General features: G+C 66.5%; 19 protein-coding genes and 1 pseudogene. 10 read left to right on the top strand and 10 right to left on the bottom strand.

Going from position 1 to position 19,506, the window contains the following annotated elements; genetic code table 11:
* Positions 1-349: 349 nt before the first annotated feature.
* Entirely contained in the window at positions 350-847 is a 498-nt protein-coding gene (msrC, locus tag BHK69_RS17515; protein WP_069691217.1) for a free L-methionine (R)-S-oxide reductase MsrC, read from the bottom strand.
* Positions 848-1,034: 187 nt separating this feature from the next.
* On the opposite strand from msrC, the gene BHK69_RS17510 reads away from it, so the two are divergent.
* The 9 genes and pseudogenes from BHK69_RS17510 to BHK69_RS17480 all read left to right on the top strand — a co-directional run bounded on the left by BHK69_RS17510 (position 1,035) and on the right by BHK69_RS17480 (position 8,868).
* Positions 1,035-1,592 (top strand): methylated-DNA--[protein]-cysteine S-methyltransferase, encoded by a 558-nt coding sequence (locus BHK69_RS17510; protein WP_069691216.1) that lies wholly within the window; start codon positions 1,035-1,037, stop codon positions 1,590-1,592.
* Between the two features lie 238 nt (positions 1,593-1,830).
* A complete protein-coding gene (locus tag BHK69_RS17505) occupies positions 1,831-3,426 on the top strand; it encodes an ABC transporter substrate-binding protein (protein WP_158516233.1) in 1,596 nt (531 codons plus the stop codon).
* Positions 3,427-3,448: 22 nt separating this feature from the next.
* Entirely contained in the window at positions 3,449-4,429 is a 981-nt protein-coding gene (locus BHK69_RS17500) for an ABC transporter permease (RefSeq protein WP_069691214.1), read from the top strand.
* On the top strand, positions 4,426-5,262 hold the full coding sequence (locus BHK69_RS17495) for an ABC transporter permease (protein ID WP_069691213.1): 837 nt from the start codon (positions 4,426-4,428) through the stop codon (positions 5,260-5,262). The genes BHK69_RS17500 and BHK69_RS17495 overlap by 4 nt, the downstream gene beginning before the upstream one ends.
* A gap of 57 nt (positions 5,263-5,319) precedes the next feature.
* Entirely contained in the window at positions 5,320-5,502 is a 183-nt protein-coding gene (locus BHK69_RS32900) for a hypothetical protein (protein WP_199578929.1), read from the top strand.
* Positions 5,499-5,936: pseudogene (locus tag BHK69_RS33605) on the top strand (acyl-CoA dehydrogenase family protein); the annotation flags it as partial. The gene BHK69_RS32900 and the pseudogene BHK69_RS33605, both read left to right, overlap by 4 nt.
* Before the next feature lie 24 nt (positions 5,937-5,960).
* On the top strand, positions 5,961-6,599 hold the full coding sequence (locus BHK69_RS32890; protein WP_199578924.1) for an acyl-CoA dehydrogenase family protein: 639 nt from the start codon (positions 5,961-5,963) through the stop codon (positions 6,597-6,599).
* Positions 6,596-7,984 (top strand): LLM class flavin-dependent oxidoreductase, encoded by a 1,389-nt coding sequence (locus BHK69_RS17485; RefSeq protein ID WP_069691212.1) that lies wholly within the window; start codon positions 6,596-6,598, stop codon positions 7,982-7,984. Before BHK69_RS32890 ends, BHK69_RS17485 begins: the two co-directional genes overlap by 4 nt.
* A 296-nt stretch (positions 7,985-8,280) precedes the next feature.
* The gene (locus tag BHK69_RS17480) at positions 8,281-8,868 is read left to right on the top strand and encodes an RBBP9/YdeN family alpha/beta hydrolase (RefSeq protein WP_069691211.1); all 588 of its coding nucleotides are present in this window, start codon (positions 8,281-8,283) and stop codon (positions 8,866-8,868) included.
* Between the two features lie 223 nt (positions 8,869-9,091).
* Here the strand turns inward: BHK69_RS17480 and BHK69_RS17475 are convergent, their stop codons facing one another.
* The 9 genes from BHK69_RS17475 to dapA form a co-directional block, all read right to left on the bottom strand.
* Positions 9,092-10,018: a 2-hydroxyacid dehydrogenase gene (locus tag BHK69_RS17475; protein WP_069691210.1), complete on the bottom strand. Its 927-nt coding sequence runs from the start codon at positions 10,016-10,018 to the stop codon at positions 9,092-9,094.
* Positions 10,019-10,123: 105 nt separating this feature from the next.
* The gene (locus BHK69_RS17470; RefSeq protein WP_069691209.1) at positions 10,124-11,272 is read right to left on the bottom strand and encodes an alpha-hydroxy acid oxidase; all 1,149 of its coding nucleotides are present in this window, start codon (positions 11,270-11,272) and stop codon (positions 10,124-10,126) included.
* Positions 11,269-12,252 (bottom strand): hypothetical protein, encoded by a 984-nt coding sequence (locus BHK69_RS17465; RefSeq protein ID WP_069691208.1) that lies wholly within the window; start codon positions 12,250-12,252, stop codon positions 11,269-11,271. The genes BHK69_RS17470 and BHK69_RS17465 overlap by 4 nt, the downstream gene beginning before the upstream one ends.
* Positions 12,252-13,526, bottom strand: a complete 1,275-nt coding sequence (locus BHK69_RS17460) for an NAD(P)/FAD-dependent oxidoreductase (protein WP_069691207.1) — start codon at positions 13,524-13,526, stop codon at positions 12,252-12,254. Before BHK69_RS17460 ends, BHK69_RS17465 begins: the two co-directional genes overlap by 1 nt.
* A 13-nt stretch (positions 13,527-13,539) precedes the next feature.
* On the bottom strand, positions 13,540-14,301 hold the full coding sequence (locus BHK69_RS17455) for an amino acid ABC transporter ATP-binding protein (RefSeq protein WP_069691206.1): 762 nt from the start codon (positions 14,299-14,301) through the stop codon (positions 13,540-13,542).
* A gap of 10 nt (positions 14,302-14,311) precedes the next feature.
* Entirely contained in the window at positions 14,312-14,977 is a 666-nt protein-coding gene (locus BHK69_RS17450; RefSeq protein ID WP_069691205.1) for an amino acid ABC transporter permease, read from the bottom strand.
* 120 nt (positions 14,978-15,097) lie between these two features.
* The gene (locus tag BHK69_RS17445; protein ID WP_069691204.1) at positions 15,098-15,946 is read right to left on the bottom strand and encodes a transporter substrate-binding domain-containing protein; all 849 of its coding nucleotides are present in this window, start codon (positions 15,944-15,946) and stop codon (positions 15,098-15,100) included.
* A 125-nt stretch (positions 15,947-16,071) separates the two neighbouring features.
* Positions 16,072-17,499, bottom strand: a complete 1,428-nt coding sequence (locus BHK69_RS17440; RefSeq protein ID WP_069691203.1) for an FAD-binding oxidoreductase — start codon at positions 17,497-17,499, stop codon at positions 16,072-16,074.
* 18 nt (positions 17,500-17,517) lie between these two features.
* Positions 17,518-18,417, bottom strand: a complete 900-nt coding sequence (gene dapA / locus BHK69_RS17435; protein ID WP_069691202.1) for a 4-hydroxy-tetrahydrodipicolinate synthase — start codon at positions 18,415-18,417, stop codon at positions 17,518-17,520.
* A 257-nt stretch (positions 18,418-18,674) separates the two neighbouring features.
* On the opposite strand from dapA, the gene BHK69_RS17430 reads away from it, so the two are divergent.
* Positions 18,675-19,334 (top strand): helix-turn-helix domain-containing protein, encoded by a 660-nt coding sequence (locus BHK69_RS17430; protein WP_069691201.1) that lies wholly within the window; start codon positions 18,675-18,677, stop codon positions 19,332-19,334.
* The last annotated feature ends 172 nt before the right edge of the window (positions 19,335-19,506 follow it).

Below are 19,506 nucleotides of genomic sequence, written 5' to 3'. Positions count from 1 at the left end.
GCGTTCTCCGAAGGCTGATCTCAGCAGGTGGCTATTCCCGACCGCCTAAGAACCGCCCGGGCCGGCAATGATTGCGGGCGGGCGAAAGGCGACCGGTCGGTCAGGTCTCGACAGCTTGGCGTTCCCTACGGCCAAACGATGGCGCGCGGTTCGGTCCCGCCAGCCGAAGCGGCGAGGATCGGTCCGCGATCTGTCCGCACGCGCTTCGCGCTGTGTTCCGACGGTTACAACGTACGCAGATGCCGGATGGTTGTCACGGCCGGATCGGCCCGGATTCAGACATGGCCCCATGCCGCCATGTCAGAGCAGCCTCGGGGAACGGCATCCGTTCCACATCCCAAGAGGCTGTCTACGGCGCGATCGGAGCGCTCGCCGCGAGATAGATCGAGGCGATGGCTTCGATACCCGCCTGATCGGCCTCGTCGAACCAGGCCGGCTGCGGGCTGTCGAGGTCGATCACCCCGACCACCTTGCCGTCGCGGAGCAAGGGCACGACCAGCTCGGAGCGGGAGGCCGCATCGCAGGCGATATGGCCGGGAAAGGCATGAACATCCTCGACCAGCATCGACTGCCGACGCTCGACTGCCGCACCGCAGACGCCGCGCCCGACCGGAATGCGCACGCAGGCCGGCTTGCCCTGGAACGGCCCGAGCACGAGCTCGCCGTCGCGCATGATGTAGAAGCCGGCCCAGTTGAGGCCCGGCATCATCTGGAAAAGCAACGCCGAGGTATTGGCGGCGCTGGCGATCGCATCGCCCTCCCCCGCCAGCAGAGCTTCGAGCTGCTGCGACAATTCGCGATAGAATTCCGCCTTGTCGTCGGTCGCGATCGCGAGCGCTTCAAACATCGCCAGTCCTCATCAAGATATCCTGGATGCGGGCATCCATCCGGCCCTCCCTAGCATGTCGGGCGCCGCTGCCGCCATCGGCCGTGCGAGCCTCGACAGGCACCCTTCTTGCGCAGGAATCGGGTGGAGGACGGTGCCTACGCCTCCTATCTCAGGGATCAGCAATCGGAACTGATAGGAGGCAGCCATGCGCGACATCATCCGCTTTGCATGGGGCAAAAGCAGCCTGGGCGACGTTCTGGTCGCGGTCTCGACCAAGGGCCTGGTCGCTTTCGAATTCGCCAACCAGCGCCCGGCCATGGAGGCGGCGCTGCATGCGCGCTTCCCGGACGCCGAGATCGTCAGCGACGCAAGCGGCCTGGCCGAGCTGATCGGCGCGATGGCGCAATTGGTCGAGCATCCGAGCCTCACCCCGGACATCCCGCTCGATCTGCGGGGGACGCCCTACGAAATCAATGTCTGGCAGATGCTCCGGGATATCGCGATGGGTGAGACCACCCATTACGGAGCCTTGGCCGCGCTCCTCGGCACGCGCGACGCACGGGACGTCACCAAGGCGATCGCCAACAACCCGATCGCAATCCTGGTGCCTTGTCATCGCGTCCTTAGGAAGGACGGCTCGATCTCGGGATATCGCTGGGGTGTCTACCGCAAGAAGGCGCTGCTGCAGCGCGAGAAAGAGGCTGTCGCGAGATATGCGACGGCACGGCAGGTGGCGGAGCACAGTGTTCGGACAGCCGCCTGAATTGTGCGGATCGAGGGCGCATTGGCGCCCTCGTCTCCTGCCCTGAGCCCGGTCAGCTCGCACCTGTGTTCGTGCATGCGCAGGACGACTGCATAGTCGAATGCGAAAATCCTGGCCGTCCCGGCCTGGGGACGGCGGCAATCACCAAGGCCGCGTCGCGTTGACATAATCTATAAATTCAATAGACAATATCGATATCTAGTTTGCGGCCCGGCTGGGCCCGATGCGGGAGATCGAGATGTCGAGGTTGATCCAGGCCCTGATGGTGACGGCGGCGCTGGCGATGGCGGGCCAGGCCGGAGCGCAGCAGAAGGACACGCCCGCCTATGGCGGCACGCTGAGCGCGATCGTTCATCCCGAGCCGCCGATCCTGTCGCCGCTCCTGAACACGGCGACGCCGATCGTCCTCGTCGCCACCAAGATCAATGACGGGCTCGTCGACTACGCCAGCGACGGGACGATCGTCCCCAAGCTCGCCGAAAGCTGGGATTTCTCGAAGGACGGGCTGACGCTCGCCTTCAAGCTGCGCAAGGGCGTGACCTGGCATGACGGCGAGCCCTTCACCGCAGCGGATGTGAAGTTCTCGATCGAGGAAGGCCTGCTGAAATACTCCTCGACCGGCAAGCGCATCTTCAAGACGCTCGCCAAGGTCGAGACGCCGGACGACTACACCGTCGTGCTGACGCTCTCGCAGCCGACCCCGGTGATCTACCGCAACCTCAATTCCCAGGCGCTCTGGCTGCTGCCGAAGCATCTCTATGAGGGCACGGACATCCGCTCCAACGCTTGGAACGCCAAGCCGATCGGCACCGGGCCCTTCCGCTTCACCGAATATGTCCGCGGCAGCCATATCGCGCTCGACCGCAACCCGAACTACTGGGAGGCCGGCAAGCCCTATCTCGACCGGATCGTCTTCAAGGTGATCCCGGACGCAGCCGGGCGCGCCGCCGCCTTCGAGACCGGCGCGGTCCAGTTCGGCCAGCAGCATCCGATCACCTTCGCCGATGCGGAGCGCCTGAAGAAGACCGGCAAGTTCGTCGTCGATACGCGCGGCTACGAGTTCTCACCGACCTGGTTCTGGCTGGAGCCCAACCACAAGAACCATTATCTGCAGCATCTCAAGGTGCGCCAGGCGATCGCCCATGCGATCGATCGCGGCCTGCTGCTGAAGACGGTCTGGGGCGGCTATGGCAAGCCCGCGATCAGCCCAATCCCCTCCGCGCTCAAGCCGTTCCACCTGAGCGAAGGGCTGCAGCAATATCCGTTCGACCCCAAAAAGGCCGAGCAATTGCTCGACGAGGCCGGCTTCCCGCGCAAGGCCGACGGCTTCCGCTTCAAGCTGACCCACGACTTCATCCCCTATGGCGACGACTACCGCCGCACCGGCGAGTTCGTGCGCCAGGCGCTGCGCCGCGTCGGCATCGACGTGACGCTCGGCAGCCAGGACCTCACCACCTGGCTGAAGAGCGTCTTCACCGACTATAATTTCGATCTGATCAGCTCCTGGGGCGGCTCCGGCGCCGACCCGCAGATGGGCATCGAGACGCGCTTCTGGTCGAAGGCGCGCCAGCCCGGCACGGCCTGGACCGTCGTCTCCGAATACAAGAATGACGAGCTCGACGCGGCGCTGGAGGATGCGCAGACGCAGGTCGATCCGCAGAAGCGGGTCGAGGACTACAACACGCTCCAGCGCATCGTGCAGCGCGACCTCCCCTTGATCCCGCTTTTCGAGGTCGACTGGTTCTCCGTCTATGACAGCCGGCTCCGCGGCCTGACGGACACGCCCAACCAGCGGGCGGACAATTTCGCCGGCGTCTATTTCGCGTCCGAGTGAGCGAACCCTCAGGAACCCACGCATGTTGCCCTACCTCACACGGCGGCTGCTGCTGGCAGTGCCGCTGATCCTCGGGATCATCGCCTTCAATTTCTTCCTGCTCCAGCTTGCGCCCGGCGATCTCGCTGACGTGCTGGCGAGCGAACAGGGCGGCGCCGCGGCCGATGCCGGCTATGTCGCCGAACTGCGCAAGGCCTTCGGGCTCGACCTGCCGGTGCTGACCCAGCTCGGCGTCTATCTCAAGAACGTCCTGACGCTCGATTTCGGCTTCTCCCATCGCTACGGCGTGCCGGTCGCGACCCTGATCACCGAGCGCCTGGGCGGCACGCTGCTGCTGGCGCTGACGAGCCTTGTCCTCGCCGTCGTGATCGGCACGGCGCTTGGCCTCCTGGCTTCGCGCCGGCCTGGAGGGATCGTCGACAGCCTGGTCTCGGTCCTGTCGACGATCGCCTATTCGGCTCCGCTCTTCTGGGTCGGGCTGATGCTGGTCGTGCTCTTCGGCGTCCACCTGCAATGGCTGCCGACAGGCGGCTTCCAGGAGGTGACGCAGGTTCCGCTGCGGGGGCTCGTCCTCTGGGGCGACCGGCTGCGCCATCTCGTTTTGCCCGCGACGACCCTGGCGCTGTTCTTCGTCGCGATCTATGCCCGCATGACCCGCGCCTCGATGATCGAGGCGATGAGCCAGGACTATATCCGCACGGCCCGCGCCAAGGGCCTGAGCGAAGGGCGCATCGCGCTTCGGCACGGCTTCCGCAACGCGCTCCTGCCGCTCGTCACCATGGTCGGCCTCCAGGCCGGCTCCCTGCTCGGCGGCTCAGTTGTCGTCGAGACGGTGTTCGCCTGGCCTGGCATGGGCCGGCTCGCCTTCGAGGCGGTCAGCAATCGCGACCTCAACCTGCTGCTCTCGATCATGCTGCTCAGCTCCTTCGTCGTGGTGGCCGTCAACCTGACGGTCGACCTGCTCTATGCCTGGCTCGACCCGCGCATCGCGGTGAGCGCATGAGCCGGCCCTCGATCCTGCGCACGCTGCTCTCCTCGCCTGCCGGCATCGCGGGCAGCCTGGTCGTCATCGGCGTGCTGGCGGCCGCCGTGACGGCGCCGCTGCTCTTCCCCGGCGACCCCTTCGACATGGTCGCCGCCCCCTTCACCTGGCCGGCAACCGACCCCGACTATCCGCTCGGCACCGACCTGATGGGGCGCGATATCGCGGCCGGGCTGTTCCACGGCGCCTCCGTCTCGCTGATGGTGGGAGCGATCGCCGCCGCCATCGCGCTTGGCATCGGCGTCTCGCTTGGCGCCATCGCCGGCTATTACGGCGGCTGGATCGACGATGTCGTGATGCGGGTGACCGAGCTCTTCCAGACGATGCCGGCCTTCCTGCTGGCGATCGTGCTGGTCGCGGTGCTCAACCCATCGATCTTCACGATCATCCTGGCGCTCGGCGTCACGGCCTGGCCCGGCATCGCCCGCCTGACGCGAGCCGAGGTGATGACGCTGCGCGACCGCGATTTCGTCCAGGCGCTGGTCGCCATGGGCATGCGGGACTGGCGTATCCTGGTGGTTCACATCATCCCGAACGCGATGACGCCGGTCATCGTGGCGGCCTCGATCCTGGTCGCGACCGCGATCCTCTCGGAGGCGGGCCTGTCCTTCCTCGGCCTCGGCGACCCCAACCATGTCAGCTGGGGCACGATGATCGGCGCCGGCCGCGATGCCTTGCGCACGGCCTGGTACCAGACCGCCATTCCCGGCCTCGCGATCATGGTCACCGTGCTCGCCCTGAACCTGCTCGGCGACGCCCTGAACCAGGCTCTCAACCCGAGGCTCAGGCGGTGACGGCCTGCCGCACAGCCTGAGCCCGCCCACGTTTCGCAACACCGCGAAGGACATCCGATGACCGAACCCTTGACCCTTGTTTCCGCAAACCCGGGCAAAGCCGCGAAGCCAGACAAAAGCAGCGTTGGCGACTTCGAGACGGCGGCCGCGCTGTTTCGGCCGATCTTCGCCCGGATCGCCGAAGGCGCCGTCGCGCGCGAGCATGAGCGCCGCCTCCCTTCGAGGAGGTCGGCTGGCTGAAGCAGCAGCGTTTCGGCGCACTGCGCGTACCCGTAGAATTCGGCGGCTATGGGCTCAACCATGCCGGTTTCCTGCGCCTGCTGATCGAGCTCGCCGCCGCCGATTCCAATGTCGCGCATCTGTTCCGCGGCCATATCGCCATCGTCGAGGACAGGCTGAGCGACGCCGATCCGCAGTCGCGCGCGATCTGGCTCACACGCTTCGGCAAGGGCGACATCATCGGCAATGCCTCGACCGAGCCCGATGGCGCCATTCTGGACAAGCGCTCGACCAGCCTCCAGCAGGTCGACGGGCAGTGGCTGCTGAACGGCACGAAATTCTACACCACCGGCAGCATCTTCGCCGACTGGATCGACGTCTCGGCCCGCCGCAGCGACGAGGCCCATGTCTCGGCGCTGACCGCGCGCCACCATCCCGGCATCACGATCAGCGACGATTGGGACGGCTTCGGCCAGAAGTTGACGGGCACCGGCACCGGCGTCTTCGCCAATGTCCCGGTCGAGCCGCATGCGATCAGGACACGCGAGGAGCGCGCGCCCTATCTCACCGCGATCTACCAGGTCGTGCTGCTCGCGACGCTTGCCGGCATCGCCCGCGCGATCGTCACCGACACAGCAGCCCAGCTGCGCGCCCGGACGCGCGTCTACAGCCATGGCAATAGCGACCTCGCCAAGGATGATCCGCAATTGAAGCAGGTCATCGGCGAGCTCGGTGCCGCCGCCTATGCCGCCGAGGCGCTGGTTCTGGCGACCGCGCCGGGCTTCGCCGCCGCGCAGGTCGCAACAGCGGGGGCCGATCGCGAAGCGGCGGTCACTGCCGCGCAGGCGCTGGAGATCGAGGTCAACCAGGCGCAGATCGCGATCGGCGACATCGTGCTCCGCTCAGCCTCGCGATTGTTCGATGCGCTGGGCGCTTCGGCGGTGCGCCACGAGACCGCGCTCGACCGGCACTGGCGCAATGCCCGCACCATCCTCTCGCACAACCCGCTCGTCTACCGTGCCCGCATCGTCGGCGACTATCTCGTCAACGGAAAGCTGCCCGACCGCGTCTGGAGCGTCGGCATCGCCGAGCACCCCATCAAGGAAGCCGCCGAATGAGCCAGGCCCGCAAGCAGATCCGGCTCAACGCCTTCGACATGAACTGCGTCGGGCATATTTCGCATGGCATGTGGACGCATCCGCGCGACCGCTCGGCGGACTACACCGACATCGCCTATTGGCAGCATCTGGCGCGCACGCTGGAGCGCGGCCTGTTCGACGGGCTCTTCATCGCCGACATCATCGGCCTCTACGACGTCTATAAGGGCGGCCCGGAGACGGCGCTGATCACCGGGGCGCAGACACCGCTCAACGACCCGATCCTGCTCGCCCCGATCATGGCGGCGGTGACGGAGCATCTCGGCTTCGGCATCACCGTCAACCTGACCTATGAGCAGCCCTATCTGTTCGCGCGGCGCTTCTCGACGCTCGACCACCTGACCAAGGGCCGGATCGGCTGGAACATCGTCACCGGCTATCTCGACAGCGCCGCCCGTGGCCTCGGCCAGGACAAGCTCCAGAACCATGACGGGCGCTACGACGTCGCCGACGAGTTCATGGAGGTGGTCTACAAGCTCTGGGAAGGAAGCTGGGAGGATGACGCGGTGCTGCGTGACCGCGAGCGCCGGATCTTCACCAATCCGTCCAAGGTCCACCGCATCAGCCATCGCGGTCCGCATTATCAGGTCGACGGCATCCATCTTAGCGAGCCCTCGCCGCAGCGCACGCCCCTGCTCTATCAGGCCGGCTCCTCCGACCGCGGCCGGCGCTTTGCTGGCGAGCATGCCGAATGCGTCTTCGTCAACGGCCCGAGCCGGGCGATCACCCGCTCGGTGGTCGAGGATATCCGCCGCAAGGCCGTGGCAGCCGGGCGCAGGCCCGACGACGTCAAGGCCTTCGTCGGCGTGACCGTGATCGTCGCCCCGACCGAAGCCGAGGCACAGGATCTCTTCGCCGAATATCGCGAGCATGCCAGCGCAGAGGGCGGGCTCGCCCATTTCTCGGCCTCGGTCGGGCTGGATTTCGCGGCTTACGACCCCGACGAGCCGATCAGCTTCGTCAAGAACGACGCCAACAACTCGGCGCTGGAGGCGATCACCAAGCGCAGCCCGGACAAGGTCTGGACGGTGCGCGCGCTGCGCGAGCAGATGAAGCTCGGCAGCCGCAACCAGCCGATCGTCGGCAGCCCGTCCCAGGTCGCAGACCAGCTCGCCGCCTGGGTCGAGGAGGCCGATGTCGACGGCTTCAACCTGACCCGCACCGTCACGCCCGAAAGTGTCGAGGCCTTCGTCGACCTCGTGGTTCCGGAGTTGCAGAACCGGGGGCTCTACAAGACCGCCTATGAGGAGGGGCCGCTGCGGCAGAAGCTGTTTGGGGCGCCGCGTCTGCCCGACCGTCACCGCGCGGCCCAGTTCCGCCGGAGCTGGCCCGCCGCTGCCGAGTGAGGGCCGCCTCGATTCTAGGCAGTTTCCTCCCCTGCCGCCGCGATCGGAACAGGCTTCTCCCAAGCGCGCCTTCGGCGCGCTTGGTGTCCCACCAACCCATCGGAATTTGCCAACACGTTTCGTTGACCCGTCATGCCCCGCCCCCGATGATCGTTGGAGCAGGATGCGAAAAACCGGTTCCCGCTTTTTCGCATCCTGCTCCAACTCTTTGATGAGAGACGGATTCAGATTTCAGATCGGATCACTTGGTGATCCGATCTGAAATCATCCGGCTCTAGGCCTAGGGAACAACCGTCATGACAGTCCTCATCGTGCCCGGCCTCTACAATTCGGAGCCCGCACACTGGCAAAGCCGCTGGGAAACCGAGCTCGACCATGTCGAGCGTGTCCAGCAGCGCGACTGGGACGCGCCCGATCTCGACGAATGGATCGCGGCGCTTCGCAGCCATGTCGCGCGGCGCCCGGGTGCGATCCTCGTCGGCCACAGCCTCGGCGCGACCCTGATCGCCCATCTCGCCGCGCGCCATCCGGAACTGGCGATCGGCGGTGCGCTTCTGGTCGCCCCCGCCGATCCGGAATTGCGGATTTCGCGCATTCGCGGCATCGCCTCGTTCGGGCCGCTGCCCGACGAGCCCTTCAGCTTCCCGGCGATCGTCGTCGCCAGCCGAACCGACCCCTATATGGCGCAGGACCGCGCCCATGTGATCGCCAATATGTGGGAGGCTGCCTTCGTCGATGCCGGCGATGCGGGCCATATCAACGTCGCCAGCGGCCATGGCGGCTGGCCCGAGGGCCTGCGGCTTCTCGACCAGTTGCTGGTGCGTCGCCGCGCCTTGCAGGCGACGAGCGACCTCAACGCGACATTGGCTTCGCGAAGCCACTAGGCTGGGTGGCTGGCCACAGAACCATCATAGGCCGTCTTTCTCGGGCTTGACCCGAGAATCTCCTGACCAGAGTGCTCTGGTTTACGAGATGGTCGGGTCAAGCCCGACCATGACGCCTATGGAATCCCGGGCCTCCGCGGAGTTTATCCTTGGGCCGATCGAAGATCGGACCCAAGGGCTGCGCCCGGAATGACGGTGTGTTTCAGAGCATAACCAGCACGCCCTAATAGCCGCGCTGGCGATCGATCAGGCCGATCGGCTCCTTGCCGGCCCTCAGCAAATCGAGATTCCTGAGGATGACCTCCACGGAGGTCCCCGGCTGCGCCGAGCTCGCGATATGCGGCGTCAGCAGGATGCGCGGATGCGTCCACATCGGGTGATCGGGCGGCAGCGGCTCGGGATCGGTGACGTCGAGCACCGCGCCGGAAATCTGCCCGCTGTCCAGCGCCGCCAGCAAGGCGTCCTGATCGAGATGGCCGCCGCGCCCGACATTCACCAGCATGGCGCCGCGCGGCAGCTTGGCAAAGAGCTCGCCGTTCAGGATGCCCTGGGTCTCCGCCGTCAATGGCAGGAGGCAGACCAGGATATCGGTGCGGCCGAGGAAGGCATCGAACTCGCCCTCCCCGGAGAAGGTCTCGATGCCTTCGATCTCATGCCGCGACCGGCTCCAGCCGGCGACCTTGAAGCCGGCATAAGCCAGCTTCTTGCACGCCAGGCTGCCCAGCTGGCCAAGCCCGAGCACGCCCACCCGCCTGCTCCCCGCCATCTCGGGCAGCAAAGGATTCCAGAGCCCGCGCTGCTGCTGGTCCATATGGGTCAGGACATCGCAATGCAGGGACAGCACCGCGGTCGTGACGAACTCGGCCATGATCTGCGGCACGCTCGGGTCGAGCATCCTGACCACCTTGACGTTGGGCGGCACCAAATCGAGATTCAACTGGTCGACGCCCGCGCCGACCGAGAACAGCACCTCGAGATTGGGGTAACCGGTCGCGATGTCGTCGGGCGGCAGCCAGACCGCCATGTATTTGACCAGCGCGGGATCGCCGACATCCGGCCAGATCCGGAACGGCAGGTCGGGCTCGCGCTCCTCGAAGACGGCCTTCCAGTGATTGCCGCGCACCGCCTCGGACTTGTACAGAAAGATCATAGTTTTCCTCGCGCTATGGTGTGTTCCTAGCGCCTCGGGAAGCCCCCGTCTTGTATGCAATGATGGTCCGTGCAGGGATCGTTGCGGCACGCGTCGGCAGCAGGTTCAGCAGCGGCGCAGATCGGCCAGATTACGCGCGCCGAGCATGCCCATCGTCACATTGAGTTCATAGCTCAGGAGATCGAGGACGCGCCCTGCCCCATCCGCGCCCCCGATCGCGACGCCGTAGAGCGTCGCGCGGCCGATCAGGACGCCGCTTGCACCCAGCGCCAGGAAGCGGGCGATATCGGCGCCGCGGCGCACGCCGCTATCGGCCAGGATCTCCATGCGGCCCCCGATCGCCGCGACGATGGCGGGCAGGACCTCGGTCGGGCCGGGCGCGCAGTCGAGATTACGCGCACCATGGTTCGAGACCACGATCGCATCGACACCATGGGAGAGCGCGGTCAGCGCATCGTCGACGCGCAAGATACCCTTGAGGATGAGCTTGCCCTTCCAGCGCTGGCGCAGCAGGCGGACATCCTCCCAGGTCACATCGGTGGCGAGGCTCAGCTCGTCGGAGAGCGAGCTCCTCCCGAGCCTGGTGCGGAACTCGTCGGGATAATGCGCATAGGTCGGCACGCCCGAGGCGATCAGCGAACGCAGCATCACCGAGGCCGTCCAGCGCGGATGCAGCATCAGGTCGATGCCGGCGCGCACCGAGGCCTTGAGCGGGATGCCGAAGCCGTTGCGCAGATTATACTCGCGGTTGGGCCCGACGGCGGTGTCGACCGTCAGCACCAGCGTTTCCACCCCGGCCGCCCAGGCGCGGTCGATGAGCGCCAGCGTGCGCTGGCGGTTCTTCCAGACATAGAGCTGGAACCAGAGCTTAGCGCCCGATTCCGCCGCGATGCGCTCAACCGAGGTGATCGACTGGGTCGAGACGCAGAAAGGGATGCCGGCGCGCGCCGCCGCCTTGGCGAGCGCGATCTCGCCATCACGCCAGACCAGCCCCGCCATGGCGGTGGGCGCAATCACCAGCGGAAGCGGCTGCGAATGGCCGAGGATCTCCGCCTTGGCCGAACGCTGCGAGACGTCGACCAGCACCGAGGGAGCAAGCCGGATCGCATCGAGCTGCTGCCGGTTGCCGGAGATCGAGAGCTCGTCCTCGCTGCCGCGGTCGATATATTCGAACAGGCCATGCGGCAGGCGGCGCTTGGCTGCCCGGCGCGCATCCTCGACATTCAGGAGATCGGCAAAGGCAGGCTTGGTCATCGCGGCAGCTTGACGCCGATGCCCGCAGCGCGCGCCTTGGCGACGACCAGATGCGCAAGCGCGAGATCGGCCAGGGCAAAGCCGCGGAAGCAGAAAAACGAACGGCGCTCGGCAGCAGTCGGATGCGGCGCATCAGCGAACTCGACGAGATCATGCTGGAAGCGGACGGTCGTCACCGGCTGCCCATCGACGTCATAGGGCGCGCTCGACTGGGCGAGGCTGTCGGTCACGAGCACGTCGAAGGATGGCAGCGTTTCCGGACGCCAGCTTCGGCCGATATCGACAGCCGAGGCGAAGGAGATCGGCTTCATCCTGTTGACATCGAGGAAGGGCTGCAAACCCGGCGCGCCCGGCACCATGGAGATCACGATGTCGCTTCGCGCGAGCAGCAGATCCGCATCGTCGACCACCTCCGCTGCGAGGCCGCGGACGGAAGCGGCTTCGGCGAGGCTCTCCGCCGAGGCGCGGCTGCGGCTGAACAGCAGCGCAGAGGTGAGACCTGGATAGAGATCGAGAAAGGCGGCGAGATGGGCATGCGCCTGCAGCCCGCAGCCGACGAAACCGATCGTGCGCGGCGCCGGCGGAGCGAGCCTGGATGCCGCAGCCGCCGACAAGGCAGCGGTGCGGATCAACGTGATCTCGTCACCGTCGAGCACCGCGATCGGCGCCCCACTCGCATAATCGCTGACGCAGATCAGCGCATTGATGCCCGGTACTTGGATGCCCAGCACCGGACTTTTGGGCGGCACGGGCGCCATCGACACCCATTTCAGCGTCGCGATGGACTGCGCCGAGGAGGCCGCCGTCATCGCCTGGAAACCGTGGCCGGGGCCGAGACCCAGCGCGCTCTTCGGCAGACTCTGGTTCAGCCCGGCGGCATGGTCGCGGAAGGCCTGCAGCACGGCCTCGCGCGCCTCCGACGGCGCGATGGCAAGCGCCTGGACATCGCCGCGCGAGAGATAGAGCAACTCATTGCCCATCAGCCGAACCTCTTTGCCGAATAAGGAGACGGATCGAAGGGCGGGATGCGTCCGTCGATCAGAGCCGCGACCAGCTTCGCCGTGGCCGGAGCCTGGATCAGCCCGGTATGGGCATGGCCGAAGGCGTGGACCACATCCGGGCATGCCGATGCCGCTCCGATACAAGGCAGCCCGTCCGGCGTCGAGGGACGATGGCCCATCCAGCGGTCGATCTCGGCGCCCTCGAACCGCTCGGCGAGCGCGGGAAACATGGCGCGGGCGAAGCCGAGCAGGATATCGGCGCGGCGCCAGTCTGGCGGCGTCGAGACGGAGGCAAGCTCGACTTGCCCCGCGAGCCTCAGGCCCTGCGGCGTGGAGACCACGCCCATCTTGCCGTCGGAGGGCATCAGCCCGGCAGCGAGCTCCACGCCCGGATCGGGGATCACGACGTGATAGCCGCGCTCCGAGATCAATGGCACGGCGTCGCCGGCCTGGCGGGCGAGATCGCGCGAACCGATGCCGGCCGCGATCACGGCGCGGTCGCAGGCAACGGGACCGCGATCGGTCTCGACGGCGCGCAAGCGGCCGCTGGTGATGGTGAAGCCTGTCGCGCGGGCCGTGACGCGCGTCGCCCCGCGATGCAGCGCCAATTCGGCCAGGGCCCGGCAATAGGCGCCGGGATCGGCGACCTGGCCGCCATCGTCGAGTCTTGCGCCAAAGCGATAGGCTGCCCCGAGTTGCGGCAGCAGGCGGCGCAGTTCATCCTCTTCGATCAGCGAGAAGCGCACGCCAAGCGCCGCGCGCATCTCCCATTCGCGGGCTTCCGTCAGGAATTCGGTGCGATCGCGATAGACGAAGATCAGCCCCTCCCTGCGGATCAATTGCGGCACACCGGCCTCCCCCGCCAATGCGGCATGGTCGGTGACCGTGTCCTTGCAGAGCGGGTAGCGCGCGGCGACGCAGGCCTCGATCTGCGCCCAGCTGCGCCCGGCGAGGATGAAGCGGAGGAGCCAGCCGGCGAGCCCCGGCAGGTCGCGCCAGCGGATCACGAAGGGGCCGGTCGGGTCGAGCAGGAAACCTGGAACCTTGCGCCAGAGGCCCGGAACGGAGATCGGCATGATCGAAGCCGGGCTGAGCCAGGTGCCGTTGCCATAGGACGCCGCCTGCCGGCCGCCCGGCTCCTCGGGCTCGATCAGAACGACCCTGTGCCCGCAGCGCTGGATCTCCAGCGCCGCGCAGAGGCCAATGATACCGGCGCCGATGACGGCGACGGTCTGGGAAGCCTCGCGTGCCATCGCCCTGATCCGCTCAGCCGCGATTGTGGAAATGGCTGAGGAAAGCGCGGGTCGCGTCCTGCACCGGGTTCTCGATGACCTCGCGCGCCGGACCTTCCTCGACGATCACGCCGTCGCGCATGAAGATGACGCGGTCGGCGACCTCGCGCGCAAAACCCATCTCATGGGTGACGATGATCATGGTCATCCCCTCGGCGGCGAGATCGCGCATCACGCCCAGGACCTCGCCGACGAGCTCGGGATCAAGCGCCGAGGTCGCCTCGTCGAACAGCATCACCTCCGGCTCCATGGCGAGCGCGCGAGCAATCGCGACGCGCTGCTTCTGGCCGCCCGAGAGCTTGTTGGGGAAGACATCGACCTTGTCGCTCAGGCCGACCTTGGCGAGCAGCCGGCGCGCCAGCGCCTGGGCCTCGGCCTTCGGCATATTCTTCACCGAGAGCGGCCCCTCCATGACGTTCTGGAGGACGCTCATATGCGGGAACAGGTTGAAGTGCTGGAACACCATGCCGGTGTTGGAGCGGAAGCGGGCCTGCTCGCGCACGCCCGGCAGCTTCGAGCTGTCGCCGAAGGAGAAGCTGCTCTCGCCGATCCGGACCTTGCCGCCCTCGGGGATCACCAGCAGGTTCAGGCAGCGCAGCAGGGTCGACTTGCCCGAGCCCGACGGGCCGATCAGCGCGACCACCGCGCCGGGCTCGACGGTGAGGTTGATGTCGCGCAGCACGGTCAGGGCGCCGAAGCTCTTGCGCAGGCCGGAGACCTCGATCTTGGGGTTCATCGTCGTGGCCTCAGTTGCTCTGCGCGAGTTGCTTTTCCGCGCGCTTGACGATCGCCGTCAGCGGCAAAAGCACGACGACATAGATCGCGGCGACGACGGTGTAGACCTCGAGCGCGCGATAGGTGTCCATTGCCGCGACCTGACCTTGATAGAGCAGATCGGGCACCGCCAGCACGGAGACCAGCGAGGTGTTCTTGAACTGGATGATCGACTGGTTCATCAGCGGCGGGATCATGCGCTTGATCGCCTGAGGCAGCACGATGCGCCGCATCACCCGCGCCGGCGTCATGCCCAGCGCGAGCCCGGCCTCGCTCTGCCCGGGCTCGATCGAGACGATGCCGCCCCGGATCACCTCCGCGTAAAAGGAACCGCCATAGAGCGAGAGCGTCACGATCGCGGCGGTGAGCGCGTCGAGCTTGATGCCGGTCAGGATCGGCAGCGCGTAGTAGAACCATAGCAGCAGCACGAGCAGCGGCGTCAGCCGGAACATCTCGATATAGGCCCAGGACAGCCAGCGCAGCACCGGCGAGCGCGAGATTTGGGCGATCCCGGCGACAAGCCCGACCGCCATGCCGAGCACGACGATCGCGATCGTCAATCCAATTGTCACCGCTGTCCCGGTCAGGAAGAGCCAGCGATAGCCCCAGATGACGTCAAAATGCCAAGTGTAACCCATCATGCTCAGTAACCCATGCCCAACCTGCTACGGCGCAGCTCTCGGCCCGCTATGCGGCGCCATTCCACGAGAATGGTGGCCTGCGGCTCCCCGAACGAACCGCGGGGAGCCGGGCGACATTCAGAGCGTGATGCCCGGGGGCAGATCGTCCGGCATCACGCCGACCTGCTCGAGGCTGGAGACGACGGCTTCGCGAACCAGCCCGAGGCCGCGCGCGTAGACGATCCAGGTGTTGACGAAGTCGCGCCAGGTCTTATCTGGTTCCCGACGGAACGCGGCATTCGAGGTCGAGCCGAAGAAGGGCTGAGGCACGATCACCTTGCCGAGAGCGGCATCGGCCTTCACGGCCCGTACGCCGCCCATCCAGAAGATGCACTGCGCATCGACACGGCCGCTGCGCAGCGCCAGCATGGCCTCGCTGATGGTCTTGAAGCGTGTGATCTGCGCCTTTGGGCACAGGCGCGACGCGATCTGGTCGTGTGCCGAACCGACATCAACTGAAATCTTGATCTCGGGCTTGTTCATGTCGGCCCAGCTCTTGGGCTCGAACCCCGGCTTGGCGATGACGACCAGCGCGCTGTCGTAAACAGTACCGGAGAAATCAACCGCCATGGCCCGCTTTGGCGTGGGGTTGAGGCCGAACATGATGTCGATCTTGTCGGCCTGGAGATCGAGGACGGCGTTGCCCCAGGTCGTCTCGACGAGTTCCAGCTCGACCTCCATATCGGCCGCGAGCGCCGCGCCGATCGTGTAGAAATGGCCGGCCCATTTGCCCGTCGCTGGATCCTTCATGAACCAGGGGGCGCTGGAGGTCACAGCGCCGAGGCGCAGCTTCTTCTTGGCCATGACTCGGTCGAAAGTGTTCTGCGACGCGCTCTGGGCGCTGGCGCTGCTGGATGCCAGCGACAGTGCGGTGGCTGCCACGGCGCCGGCCCCGATCAGGCCTGCGAGATCCCTGCGTGCAATCATGTCGATTCTCCCGATTGTTGAAAACAAGCCTCGAAACCGATGAGGCAGGCACCCGCTTGCGTTGGCGGGCCTTCCGTCCTGCGCCCCCCTCATCGAAGGCGACAGCGGATCGTCCCCCGGCTTCCTCACACGGCCTTCGCCGTGAGGAGGACGCCGGGGTTCATCAGATTCTGCGGGTCGAACAACGCTTTGACCCGCCCCATCAATTCGTAGCGAAGCGGATCGGCGAGCCGCTCCAGCTCCTGCGTGAGCTTGCGGCCGACGCCATGCTCGGCGCTGAAGGTGCCCTCAAAAACCGCAGCCGCATCATGGATCGCCCGCTCGACCTCGAGCGCGAAGGCATCCTCATCCGCCAGGCTGTTCCAGAATTCGCGCTGGAACATCAGGATGTAGTGCACATTGCCGTCGCCAAGGTGGCAGACGACCTGCGTCACCGCCTGCGGAAAACGCTCGGCGGCGACCTTGTCGGCAGCCGCGATGAAGGCGGCAGCGTCCGAGGTCCGCACCGCCACGTCATGGACGATGCCGATGCCTTCCTTCTTGTTCGCCTCCGAAACGGAATGGCGGACATGCCAGAAATCGGCGGCCTGCTGTTCGGATGCAGCCATGATCGCATCAATGATGCCACCGCTCTCCAGGGCGGCGCCCAGCACCTCTTCCAGGATCCCATTCAGCGCGGTCGTCGCGTCCTCGCTGCCGAGCTCGATGAGCAGCGACCAGGCCGGGATCTCGGCGAAGGGAATGCGCACCCGCTCTTCATGCCGGCGCACCAGTTCGAACTGCGAGGCCGAGACCAATTCGAAGGCTTGGATATAGGAGCCGGCGCGGCCCTGCAGCGCCGTCAGCAGCGAAACCGCCGCCGCCGGATCGACGACCGAAACCCAGGCATGGGCGGTGTTCGGCGTCTGGGGGTGGAGCCTGAGCGCCGCCCCGGTGATGATGCCGAGCGTGCCTTCCGCGCCGATGAAGAGATGGCGCAGCATGTAGCCGGTATTGTCCTTGCGCAGGCCCGCGAGGTCACAGAGCACGCGCCCGTCGGCGAGCACGATCTCGAGCCCGGCGACGAGATCGCGCATCGGCCCGTAGCGCACGACGCCCGTCCCGCCGGCATTGGTCGAGATCAGGCCGCCGATCTGGGCGCTGCCTTCGCTGCCGAGATGCAGCGGGAACTGACGCCCTGCCCTCACGGCCGCCTCATGCAGATCCCCGAGGACGACGCCGGCGTCGACGGTGGCGATCCCCGTCGCCTGGTCGACCGCGCGGATGCGGTTGAGCCGGCGCAGCGAGAGCACGACCCCGATCTTGCCCTGCCGGTCGCTCTCCGGCACCGCGCCGAAGCACAAGCCTGTATTGCCGCCGACAGGAAAGACCGGCTGGCCCTCAGCGGCGCAGAGCGCAACCACGGCCGAAACCTCGGCCGTCGTCGCCGGGGACACCACGCAAAGCGCCTGCCCGCGCCGACGCTGGCGCCAATCGGTGATCCAGGGCTCCATCTCACCGGGATCGGTGATCAAGCCCTTGTCTCCGACGATGGCGCGCAACTGCTCGAGCACGACAGGGCCCTTCCAGGATCAGGCGAGGTTGATGGCTTTGGCGCCTTGCGCGGCGACCTTCAGCTTCGCCAGCGTCTCCGGGCTCGGGCCCAGCAGCGGCAGGCGCACACCGCCGACAGACATGCCGGCGAGCTCCATATAGGTCTTCAGCGGGCCGGGATTGGTCTCGATATAGATCGCGTCGGTGACCGGATCGATCTTGTCCTGAAGCTTGAGGGCCTCCTTGAGCTTGCCCTGCCGGGCGAGCTCGAAGATCTCGATCCAGATCTTCGGATAGATCGAGGCGGAGGCGAGGACACCGCCTTTGGCGCCGAGCGCGATATGGGTGGCGAAGAGCGGCTCCTCACCGCTCAGGATCGCGATCTTGTCGCCGGCATATTTCACCGTGCGGATGAAGTCCGGCATGTCATAGGAGGAGTACTTCATGCCGATGATCGAGCGGTCCTCGGCCATGGCCTGCACCGTGTCGGCAAAGGCCGCGACCGTGGTGCGGCGCGGGATCTGATAGAGCATCACCGGCAGATCGAGCGCGTCGCGGTAGCGGCGGAAATAGGCGCGCATGCCCTCCTGGGTGCCCGGGGCATAATAGGGCGTCACGGTCATCACCGCGGCGGCGCCGGCGGCGGCGAAGTCGCGTCCGGCTTCCAGCGCGTCCTCGAAGCCGGTCGAGAGCACGCCGGGGATGACCGGCTTGCCGTCAGCCGCCTCGACGCAAGCGGCCACGATGTCGCGGCGCTCGCTGCGGGAAAATGCGGGATATTCGCCGGTGCCGCCGATCGGCACGATGCCCTGGGCTCCGGCGGCGAGCTGGAAGCGAACGAGTGCCTGCAGCCCTTTGATATCGACCGCCCCGTCCTGCGTCAGCGGGGTGACGATCGCGGTGTAGAGGCCGCTCAAATGATCTTGGGTGAGTGTCATCCGACTTGATCCTTGCGCCTAGCTCTGCCGCCTTCGCATCCGGAACCGGCGCCATGCCGGCCCCGAAGAAGTTTTGCCGGCGCGCTGTCGGAAACGCAGCCTCATCGACGATCCTGTGGCTGTCAATATGAAAATAGAAAAATGTCTTATACGACATTTTATGTCGAAAGCGGGCAGACAGCGCGCTTCCCTTGGCCTAAGCTGCAGACTATGAGGTGCTCTCACTGGTTGCACTGGATCGCTGAGGGAGAAGCAGCATGCCGGAAATCTCGCTGGCTGAACGGGGCGATGCCGTTCGCGAAGCGACCGAGTATGGCGAGCGCGATTCCGCCCGGACCGGGGATGACCTCAGATCCGCGGTCGATATCGGCGCCCACCTGCTGAAGCTGCGCAAGAGCCGGGGGCTGACGCTCCAGGAGGTCAGCACGCTGACCGGTGTCTCGGCATCGGCGTTCTCGAAGATCGAACGCAACGAATTGTCGCCGACGATCTCGACCATGCAGAGGATCGCGCAGGGGCTCGGCGTCGAGCTCGTCACCCTGCTGACCGACCAGGACAACAGCGTCGGCGCCTTCGGCGGCCGGCGCAGCATCAGCCGCGCCGGCGCGGGCAGCCGGCATACGACCGGCACCTGCAACAATGTGCTGCTCTGCGCCGACCTGAAGAACAAGCGCGCCACCCCGATCCTGACCACGGTGACGGCGCGCTCCCCCGACGAATATCCGGCCTGGGCCAAGTCGGAGGCGGAGATCTTCGTGATGGTGCAGGAAGGCACGCTCGTCGTGCACAGCCGTCTCTACGAGCCGCTGGAACTGAACAAGGGCGACTCGGTCTATTACGACGCCACGACCGAGCACACCTGGACCTCGAAGGGCCCCACCAATGCCGTGGTGCTCTGGGTTCTCGTCGACCTCTGAGGTGAGCGTGCGGCGCGGTGTCCTCCGCGCCCGCTCCCGGCCAGCCCCGACCGCGCTGCCGCGTTTGTGCCGGCATGCGGCTGGCGCGTGCCCCCCATCCCATCGCACACGCGAAAAAACCTATTCGCATGCGCGCTGCCAGCGGAAGCTGGGGGACAGGCTCTGGAGGTTT

Source organism: Bosea vaviloviae (assembly GCF_001741865.1).
In the GTDB taxonomy this organism is placed as follows: domain Bacteria; phylum Pseudomonadota; class Alphaproteobacteria; order Rhizobiales; family Beijerinckiaceae; genus Allobosea; species Allobosea vaviloviae.
The sequence above is the reverse complement of the archived record's forward strand: the minus strand, read 5'-3'. Positions and strand labels throughout refer to the sequence as shown.